This window comes from Deltaproteobacteria bacterium (assembly GCA_016213065.1).
Classification (GTDB): Bacteria; UBA10199; UBA10199; order SPLOWO2-01-44-7; family SPLOWO2-01-44-7; genus JACRBV01.
Window position 1 is genome coordinate 1 of sequence record JACRBV010000003.1, and the last position, 8,449, is coordinate 8,449.

General features: G+C 42.9%; 8 protein-coding genes. 4 read left to right on the forward strand and 4 right to left on the reverse strand.

The window, feature by feature from the left end:
• Positions 1–403 precede the first annotated feature (403 nt).
• The 4 genes from HY877_00140 (at position 404) to HY877_00155 (ending at position 3,928) form a co-directional block, all read left to right on the forward strand.
• Complete coding sequence (locus HY877_00140) at positions 404–775, forward strand: hypothetical protein (GenBank protein ID MBI5298697.1); 372 nt, start codon at positions 404–406, stop codon at positions 773–775.
• Between the two features lie 241 nt (positions 776–1,016).
• Positions 1,017–1,949: a hypothetical protein gene (locus HY877_00145; GenBank protein ID MBI5298698.1), complete on the forward strand. Its 933-nt coding sequence runs from the start codon at positions 1,017–1,019 to the stop codon at positions 1,947–1,949.
• 155 nt (positions 1,950–2,104) lie between these two features.
• Positions 2,105–3,265 (forward strand): hypothetical protein, encoded by a 1,161-nt coding sequence (locus HY877_00150; GenBank protein ID MBI5298699.1) that lies wholly within the window; start codon positions 2,105–2,107, stop codon positions 3,263–3,265.
• 15 nt (positions 3,266–3,280) lie between these two features.
• Positions 3,281–3,928 (forward strand): HEAT repeat domain-containing protein, encoded by a 648-nt coding sequence (locus HY877_00155; protein MBI5298700.1) that lies wholly within the window; start codon positions 3,281–3,283, stop codon positions 3,926–3,928.
• Between the two features lie 97 nt (positions 3,929–4,025).
• On the opposite strand, the gene HY877_00160 is transcribed toward HY877_00155, so the two are convergent.
• The 4 genes from HY877_00160 to HY877_00175 all read right to left on the reverse strand — a co-directional run.
• Complete coding sequence (locus HY877_00160) at positions 4,026–6,461, reverse strand: MMPL family transporter (protein ID MBI5298701.1); 2,436 nt, start codon at positions 6,459–6,461, stop codon at positions 4,026–4,028.
• 192 nt (positions 6,462–6,653) lie between these two features.
• Positions 6,654–7,298 (reverse strand): hypothetical protein, encoded by a 645-nt coding sequence (locus HY877_00165; GenBank protein ID MBI5298702.1) that lies wholly within the window; start codon positions 7,296–7,298, stop codon positions 6,654–6,656.
• Positions 7,295–7,906 carry a hypothetical protein gene (locus HY877_00170; GenBank protein ID MBI5298703.1) on the reverse strand — a complete coding sequence of 204 codons (612 nt, stop codon included), beginning with the start codon at positions 7,904–7,906 and terminating at the stop codon, positions 7,295–7,297. The genes HY877_00165 and HY877_00170 overlap by 4 nt, the downstream gene beginning before the upstream one ends.
• A gap of 73 nt (positions 7,907–7,979) precedes the next feature.
• Positions 7,980–8,449: flippase-like domain-containing protein (locus tag HY877_00175; GenBank protein ID MBI5298704.1), on the reverse strand; the 470-nt coding region annotated here is incomplete at its 5' end.

Genomic DNA, 8,449 nt, shown 5'->3' on the forward strand with positions numbered 1-8,449 from the left:
AGAACGGCGGCGGATGCGAATTATGCGTTGAGGTAAGCGGAGGAGATGGGGAAAAGTGTATCCCAATGGCGAAAACATAGTCCTTTGAACGCTGGGCCACTACACTACAAAATTCTGGGGTCAGAAACGATTGCTAACACGTTCAGGAGCGGCACTTATGTTGCTTATCAAAACACCAGACCTATTATTTTATATCGTGCTCAGAGTGGGCCAGTTAAAACAGCCGATAAGCTCGGCGTATTTTGGACAAGGACGAAACCATCCAGTTCAATGCAATCCATGATTGATTCCTCGTTGGATCCTCGCTGGGGAAACAGGGCTACTCACTGGATTAAAATTGAAGTTCCACCGGGACAAACATTTTATGAAGGTTCTATTGCCCCTCAACGTGGATTAGTCGGCGGTGGCAACCAAATATATCTTGAAAATGTGCAAATCTCTTGGCTTAAAGAACAGGGGGTGTTTTAACATGGATCAATGTGTTGAAGATTTAATTGCTGATTATATCTCAATCAAATATCCGGGTGAACTTTATGCAGTTGTCAACGATTTAAAAGATTTTATTCAGAAAGGAATACTTAGGGAAATTAGTGGAACGTGTTCAATATACGATATTACAGAAGGCCACACATGGCCCGCTGATATAATAAGTATTCAGTTTGAAACAATTAACGGGGTTAAATATATTCTTAGTTGTGAGACATACCATGGCTTTGGGGGAGCATTTAAAAGGGAGGGACAAGACCAATGCAATCCGATGAAAGGAGGATTGTGATTTGAAAACTTTGGAGGCTAGTGGCAACATATTTGAAAAAGGTCCCCTAGTGAGGGTGCCACTGCCGGAAAATGAGTGTAAAAAACAAAATGAAACAAAAAAGCAACTCATTTTAAAAGAAATCCCAAAAAATTTTAAAGGAAGAAACCAAATTTCTTTTTCAGATGCTGAAAACCATGCAAATACGGTTATTACCTCGCAAGTTGTTAGCCAATTTGGGAAATATTTGAGTCGTTATTCCATGAGAAATCTTTTCGATGGCAATCCTCACACAGCATGGGTGGAAGGCATCCCAGGTTCCGGTATTGGTATTACATGGGAAATCGGTTCCAACATAAGGGAGTTAACCTTCCAAAAAATTAAGGTTGTTAATGGTTATGCCAAAGACAAAACAACATTTGAAAACAACAATCGAATAAGGGAAATTGTTATCTTCTCTCCTTTTACGAAACCTCAAACGATTAAATTTGATGATTCCCCGGAAATACAGATCGTTTCGCTTAAAGAACCGTTCAAAGCGCCCGCCATTGTTTTTATGATCAAGAGCGTGTACAAGGGGAAAAAATATGATGACACCGGTCTTTCTGAATTAAGATTCATCACTCAAGAATTGGAAGAATGGCCAACTCCTCCAAATAATGTCATCGAAACTTATTCTTTTGTTTCCCCACCGAATTTTTTGTTAGAGTGGGACGCATATACCTACCCTTCCTACGATATCTATGCTGAAGGCATTGAAAGGGGAAACATAGCGAGCGATTTTCTTTCTTTTGATATGTCCTCCTCCGGTTGGGCATTTGTAACAGAAAATAGTGAGGCCGAAGCTTTCTCACTCCTTTATTTGCCTGATGTGAAAGGTCCAGTGGATATCCATTGGACCCACTTGTTTTTAGACAAAATCGATTCGTTTGAACAAACAGTAACAGAAGAAAAAAGTTCAACCTCACTGGGTTGGTTTGAGAGGGATCAGCTCTGCGTGATGAAAGAGGACCATGATGCACCTACAACCTTTTTTGTATACCAAATTGAAAATAAAAAATTGAAACTGAAAAAAACGGTGCAGATTCCGTTAGGTCAAACTGAACACCTATGGAAGGATAATGAAAAAAAGTTTTCCCTTGGCGGAAAATATCAAATTTTGTTTCGGTCTTTTTGTCCGGTGAGCAAAAATTAAAAATGGATAGGCGCAATATAATCCTCACCTTGCTGGTGGTATCGTGGCTTTCTTCCTCACAAGCGCAGATTTCTGTTCCTCAAGAACTCATAGGACACTGGCGTGGTGTATTTTGTAAAGGAAAAATAGAACAACACACAAGGGTTGGGACTGCGATGGTTAACAAGGACATCGGTCATGCCGTGCCATCTTTTGAGTTCGATATCAAAAGCGATGGGACAATAGCAGGACAGGGAACCGCCAATTATTGGTTCAATGTTTCCGCTCCAGCAAATTTAATTGTCACCCGCGTGTCTCCCGAAGCTCATCTGGATGGAAAAATGAAAGAAATAAAATTTACAGTCGAAGGCAAAGTTGAAAAAGGCATGATCACGCTAACCAGTAAAGCGACGGAAAAACTGTCGCTCATGAATGCTGGGGGACGAAGCACTCTAAATGCTTGGAATGTTTTCGGTCCAGAGCATGCAATATTAAGACAGGAAAAAGGCAATAATGTTCTTCAGTTTAAGGGAACCATTAAAGAGATTGGCATGGAGTTAGAGTGGAAAGCAATGAAGGAAGGCTTAGCCATTTATGAAGTCAAAACCCCCAGCCCCAATTCTTCTTTTATTTCAACGGATGCGCTTCAATTTCGTGCGAGAGTTGAAGGGGATTCTGCATTAAGCGCGGGTATTGATTGGAAAAGTGAAGATGGAAAAATGACTCCGATAGCCAGTGGGACTTTGGATCCAGCAGAGTTGAAAAACAATCCTGATTATCCTAGAGAGTCGCTATTGAAGGCAAATCCCCCGTCTCAGCCACAAGGAAGAAAAGGAAAGCTTTCGTATAAAATAACTGCCTCGGTAGAGGATAAGGATCGAACGCAACAAACTTCGATTCTTATCCAGCAAGACGAGCTGGATCAATTGAGACAAGAGTATGTGGATATGAAAAAAAACTGGATCCCCGCGCGGGCGGGATTTACCCAAAGTGGCGGCCAATTTAATACTGGAGATTATACTTGGGCGATTGTTGTGCAAGGGATGGTGGAAGGCTACCAAATTATTGCTGAGAACTACTCACCAAACCCTGCACAAATAAATAGTGCTTATCGGAATCCGGTCCGTAACTTACGAGTTGGTGGGGTGCCAGAGAGTCAACATATTTATGGAAGTGCAGTTGATATCCAAACGGTTTCCATTGATCTTAAGGGTTCTCCTAATATAGACGATTGGCAAAAACTGGCTGATGTTGCCGCCACTGCTCACCCAGTTTATCTTGAACCACGCAAGTTGTCGGGAGTGGGCCATGTGCATGTAGATTGGAGGAAACAGTAGAAACGGGAGGATTTTATGAAGAAAATTTTGGTTTTTTTCGTGGCAACTTTTCTGGTTATTGCAGTTGTGATTCTCGTTGGCAGGTTTAGTGGCCGGCATCTAATTAACTCCGGGACTGTCACTAATAAAATACTGCAGGAGCTAAATGATCCCAAATGGGGGGTCAGACAGATAGGGATCAAAGAAATTTTATTCAACCCCGTATTTTTGGAAGAGGCAAAGATCAAACAGAAAATTATTGTGCTTTCCCAGAAAGAGGGGAAAGTATATCAGAAAATCAGAGAGAAATATGAATCTTCTGTGGAAGGTGCTCCTGATGGAGAAGCTTATGGTGAATACTATATCGATTTGCTAGATGCCGTTGGGAAATTAAGAGATCCAAAAACGATTTCATTTCTAGTTGATTCTCTAGAGTTTGGTCCCGGTGTCGCAAGGTCGTTGTCAGAATTGGGCGATGTAGCCATCCCCGCATTGATCGAAAAATGTCATCAAGGCGATGAAGATGAGCGGTGGTGGTGTTTAAAGGCCTTAGGTTTATTCTATAAGCAAACACTTTCTTCCGACTTCAAATCACAAATCAAAAGCACAATATTAAAAGCTGTTGAAGACAGTAGTGAAAGAATTCGCACCAGAGCAACGGGGATCCTTAAAGAAATTGAGTGAGACTTGCAAAATCTATCCCAGTTTTCCCATGCCGATTTTGTCATCAACGACAAAATCCCAAGCTCGTTTAAGGAATTCTTTTCTTAAAAAAACTCGATCATTTTTTTTCGAGGGTCATCACCAGCGCCGGGATGAAAATTAGGGCGGCGGTGAGGCAGGTAACTTCGCCGATGATTCCGATCCATCCGAAAGAAACGAGGGCCTGACTTTTTGCGATGATCAGTGTGAAATAACCAATGATAGTGGTGATGGAACAGAGTGCCACGGCGCCTCCCGTTGTATTGAGAACTTTTGGCAGTGAACCCTTTCCTTCCAATTTATAGCGTTGATAAATATTAACACCGTAATCAACGCCGATTCCAAAAGTGGTAGGGATGGCGATAAAATTGAAAAAGTTGATCTTGATATTCAGTAATCCGATAGCGCCACCCATCCAGAGCACTCCCAGCACAAGTGTTCCCGTGATGAAAACAAAGCCGCGCCATTCCCGAAAAATGAGGGCCACCACAAGGCAGACAGCAAGGAAAGCGATCAGTGTGGCCTTGGGCCCGTCTTTCATGACAGCAATTAAAATGTCGGAAAAAATAACGGAATCTCCCGAAGCGGTAAGCACCTCTCCCGTGGGAAGTTTATTTTCACGGATCATGTTGGCAAAGCGCATCAGATTTTTTCCGTTCCATAGCGGAGCTTTGTCGGTGGGATAGACATAGACAAGTTTTCCTAAATCCCCGTTTTTTTCACGGTAATTTTTGAGAACATTTTCAGGAAGATCTTTGAGCGCAACCGGTTTGACAATTGTTTCAGTCCTGAATTTTTCAACCTCTTTCTTTTGTTCTTCATTAAGAAAATCGAGAGAGCTGTCATCGAGTAATTTGCGTATCTTTCCAAGAATTCTTATTTTTTCAGTTTGGTCGTCCGGAATGTGACTGTAAATCGATTTGCAACCATCGACGACCTGTTTTTCCACAGGGTCTTGGGCATTTTTTTGCAAAATGACATCGCACAGAGGAATAACTTGATCGGTCCGGTCTGTTACCAATACGGCCGGTGTCATGGAGGCGCCAAAAATGGGACGGACACGGTCATTTAATTTTGCTTCTTCAGAGGCTTCCCGTCCTTTTGATTTTACACGGAGTTTTGTGAAATCATATTCAAGAGAATTCGGAATGAAAAAAAGCAGTGTGATGACGGACACAAGACTTAACGCAATGGTGGCACGGTTCAGATTTTTGGCCCATGAGGAAAGGTGAGAGGTGTATTTTTTTAGGAGATGAAATTGAAACCACGCCTTTGTTGTTGGACGGATCACGGGCACAATCTCTTCAGAGATGGCAAGAAAAGCGGGGAGAACGGTGTAGCTGGCCACCCAACAGGAAAACATCCCCAACGCTCCAATAAAACCAAACTGCGTGAATCCGCGAATGTCGGTGATGATTAAAGTGCCGAAGGCAACACAAGTTGTAAGACTGGATGTCAGTGTGCCGGCAAAAGTTGCCGGGATGGAAATTTGCAGAGCTTCGATCGGCGTTTTGTGCTGTTTGCGTTCTTCCAAATATCGGGCCATCAAAATAAGACTGTAGTTGATTCCGTTTCCGATAATGATTGATCCCAAAAATGCCGTTTGTGTTGTCAGATAACCAATTTTCCATGTTGTGGCGGCAAAGGCCCATGCGACGCCGTTGAAAACGGACCAGCCCATCAGAAAAACCATGCGAAAACGGTGAAAGTAAAGAAGCACCGCAAGACTGACGAGCGTAATGCAAAGCAGTGCTGTTGAAACAATGTCATCAATGAGAGTTTGGTATTCAAAAAGAACTCGTCGAAATTTTCCGGTGAACCCGACCACCATGGAAGAGTTATAACTTTTCGGATTCAATTGTTTGATGGTTTCATTGACTTTGGTGAGCAGTTTTTTTGAAAATTCGACGCCCGTAGCAGAACCCGGAGGCCGAATAATAACGGCCATGAGATGTCCCTTCTCACCAAAAAAATAGCCATCGATATAGTCATCGTATTTGGCTGTTTTGCTTTTATATTTGTCTTCGATATCTTTGGTCGTGAACGCCGCATCCCTCTCTTCAGGAGTTTCCAGTTCCAGCAAGAGTCCCGTTGTTTTTAGTTTTTCCCTCTGGATGCGTCTCGCAAGACGATCATGGATTTCCCGAAGATCGGGAAGATCGATATAAAGATATTTGTTGTCTTCAAAAAATTTCTTTGATTCAGAAACGTTATACTCAATGTTTTGAATGTATTCCGGCGGGTATTCTTTCAGTTTGGAAATCAAATCTTTCGCAAAACGGATCGAATCCTGCGGGTTGTCTGATTCGATGGCCACAATGAGAGAACCGGTGGAACCAACGCGTGCGCCGATCCTATCCAAATCTTTTACACTTTGAAAATTTTCTGGGAGAAGTTCTTTGAAATCGCTTCTTAATTTAAGATGACTTGCTTTCCAGACGCAAAGTCCAAAAATGACGGTAAAAAAAACGGCGAGAGGCCAGCGGGTGCGATAAAGAAAATTGGTGTAGGCCAAAAACACCGCCAGTTTGTCACACAAACATTTTTTGAAGTCAAGGCGGTGCGCTTTCTATTTGTAGGGGCTTAGCAAAGCCCCCTCCACCGGCAAATTTTTAAATGCTGTCGCGGCAGTTTCCCTTGGTCCACTGGACCAAGTTTTCCTGCCTTGACCCCCCTCACGTTCGCTTTGCTCACTCGGCAGATTCTACTAAGGTGTCAGTTGGCGGATTTTCGACCAATGATTGAGGTGATAAAATTGACGTGCCGTGTCGAAAAGTCTGTCCCACTTGGCACAGCGAACGAAATGACTCTCCAAATAAAAACAAAATTTCATTGCCAGCCGGTTGGCTTCTTTATAGCGAGCCGTCTCTGTCTCGGTCAGATTTTTGTCCCACATAAAATTTTCAAACAGAGAGGAAAACAAAAATTCCGGAATTTTGCCGTCTTGACTATAAAATAAAAGAACGGTCATAAGATATTTGTCTATCTCGGCTTGTAATTCCAATTCCAGTTGCGTGACGGGGTTCCCTATTTCCGCTCTTCGCAAAAGATAGAGAAAATGACTCACCCCTTCCGTGGCAATGCAAAAGGCGTTGAGATTGTGACTCCCAAAATGTTGGTAGGGATTATGTTCCTGCAGATGGGCCAGTATTTTTTCGTCCACGTAAAGACCGACTTCCATTTCTCCCGATGTTTGTTTGATAAAGAGAGCTTCTTGCGCGAAGCGGGAACCGATTTTTTTCTGAATAGTACTCGCGGTTGAGGGATTGGAAATAATAAAATCTTCTACGTTATACTTCAGCTCGATTCGATAAAATGTCTCCAGTTGATCTTGGATTTTTTTAAGAATCATTGTGGTTTGTTGAATGTCTCCTTTTCTTGAGTTTGAATGCCCGCCTGATTCAATAAATTTTCAATGTTCTGGTCACCCGTGGCGAGCCAGCGCTCATAGAGCTTGAGCAGATCACGGTCCGTGTTCCAATGAGTTGCGTGCGCCACCTCCGACAAAACAGAAACCAGATTCGGAAAAAGTTTTGACAATTCCGCGTAGAGCTCCGCGAATGTTTTTTGATTGCATAAAAGTTGCGCCAAACTTTGGTATGCCCCACCGCCCATGCGGATGTAATATCCAAGCGTGATGGTACGCCGGCTAATGCTTTCGGCAAAAAATCCGGCCGTGTATAAACTCACGTCGCCCAATTGTTTGAGAGAACGGATGCGTGTATTGGTGTCTCCTTCGATGGCGTCTGCCAGAATCAGCGCCAATGGTTTTTCTGTCATTTTGGAACCCTGAACCTGAAAGAGTTTCTCGGTTTTGCGGAATTCCTGAAGCAAATTAACAAGATAAAACTCAAGAATATCGCTGGTTTGAACTCTGTGGTTTTCAAGTGCCGTTTGAACCCTTTTTCTGAAAAAATCGATCAGGGGTACCTGCTCCAAGAGCACTTCCTTTTCTGACATAGGCTCGCCTCCTATTTGTCTTAATTTTACAGGAGGTTGGCTCGGATAAACAAGCAACTTTTTTACTACTCATTTATAAAGGTGGAATTTCTCCTACGTGGACGGCTATTCCTTCTGGCTCTTGATCTATATCGAAAAGGCTTTTGGAGACATGTCGAAGGCAGAAGGCCCCCACCAACGTTTTAAAGAGATAGTTGGCAAACATCCAAAGGAGGCTAGCGGCGAAAAGTAATTCTGAGGGGGTAATGGTTCCGCTGTCGAAAAGAGGTCCTTTTAAGTAGGGATTTAGAAGTTCAACAAGCGCCGCATTGGTGGTGCCGAGCCCTCCCGGTGTGATGGGAATGGTTCCGATCAATATAGCGAGCGGGATGTTTCCAAGAATTTTTACAAAGGGCACCAATACACCGAATGTTTTCAAGACCACATACATCGAAATAATCAGCGAAATATGAATGGGAATGCGAAGAACCGCGAGTCGTATGTAATCTGTAAAACGAGCCTCCTTAAAAATTCTGAAAATATCTTTTTTCCGAATCCATTGGA

What these genes read in the sequence shown, in the direction of transcription:
- HY877_00150 (MBI5298699.1), top strand. Translation starts at nt 2,105, where the DNA reads ATGGTTAACAAGGACATCGGTCATGCCGTGCCATCTTTTGAGTTCGAT.
- HY877_00145 (MBI5298698.1), top strand. Translation starts at nt 1,017, where the DNA reads ATGAGAAATCTTTTCGATGGCAATCCTCACACAGCATGGGTGGAAGGC.
- HY877_00155 (MBI5298700.1), top strand. Translation starts at nt 3,281, where the DNA reads ATGAAGAAAATTTTGGTTTTTTTCGTGGCAACTTTTCTGGTTATTGCA.
- HY877_00165 (MBI5298702.1), bottom strand. Translation starts at nt 7,298, where the DNA reads ATGATTCTTAAAAAAATCCAAGATCAACTGGAGACATTTTATCGAATC.
- HY877_00170 (MBI5298703.1), bottom strand. Translation starts at nt 7,906, where the DNA reads ATGTCAGAAAAGGAAGTGCTCTTGGAGCAGGTACCCCTGATCGATTTT.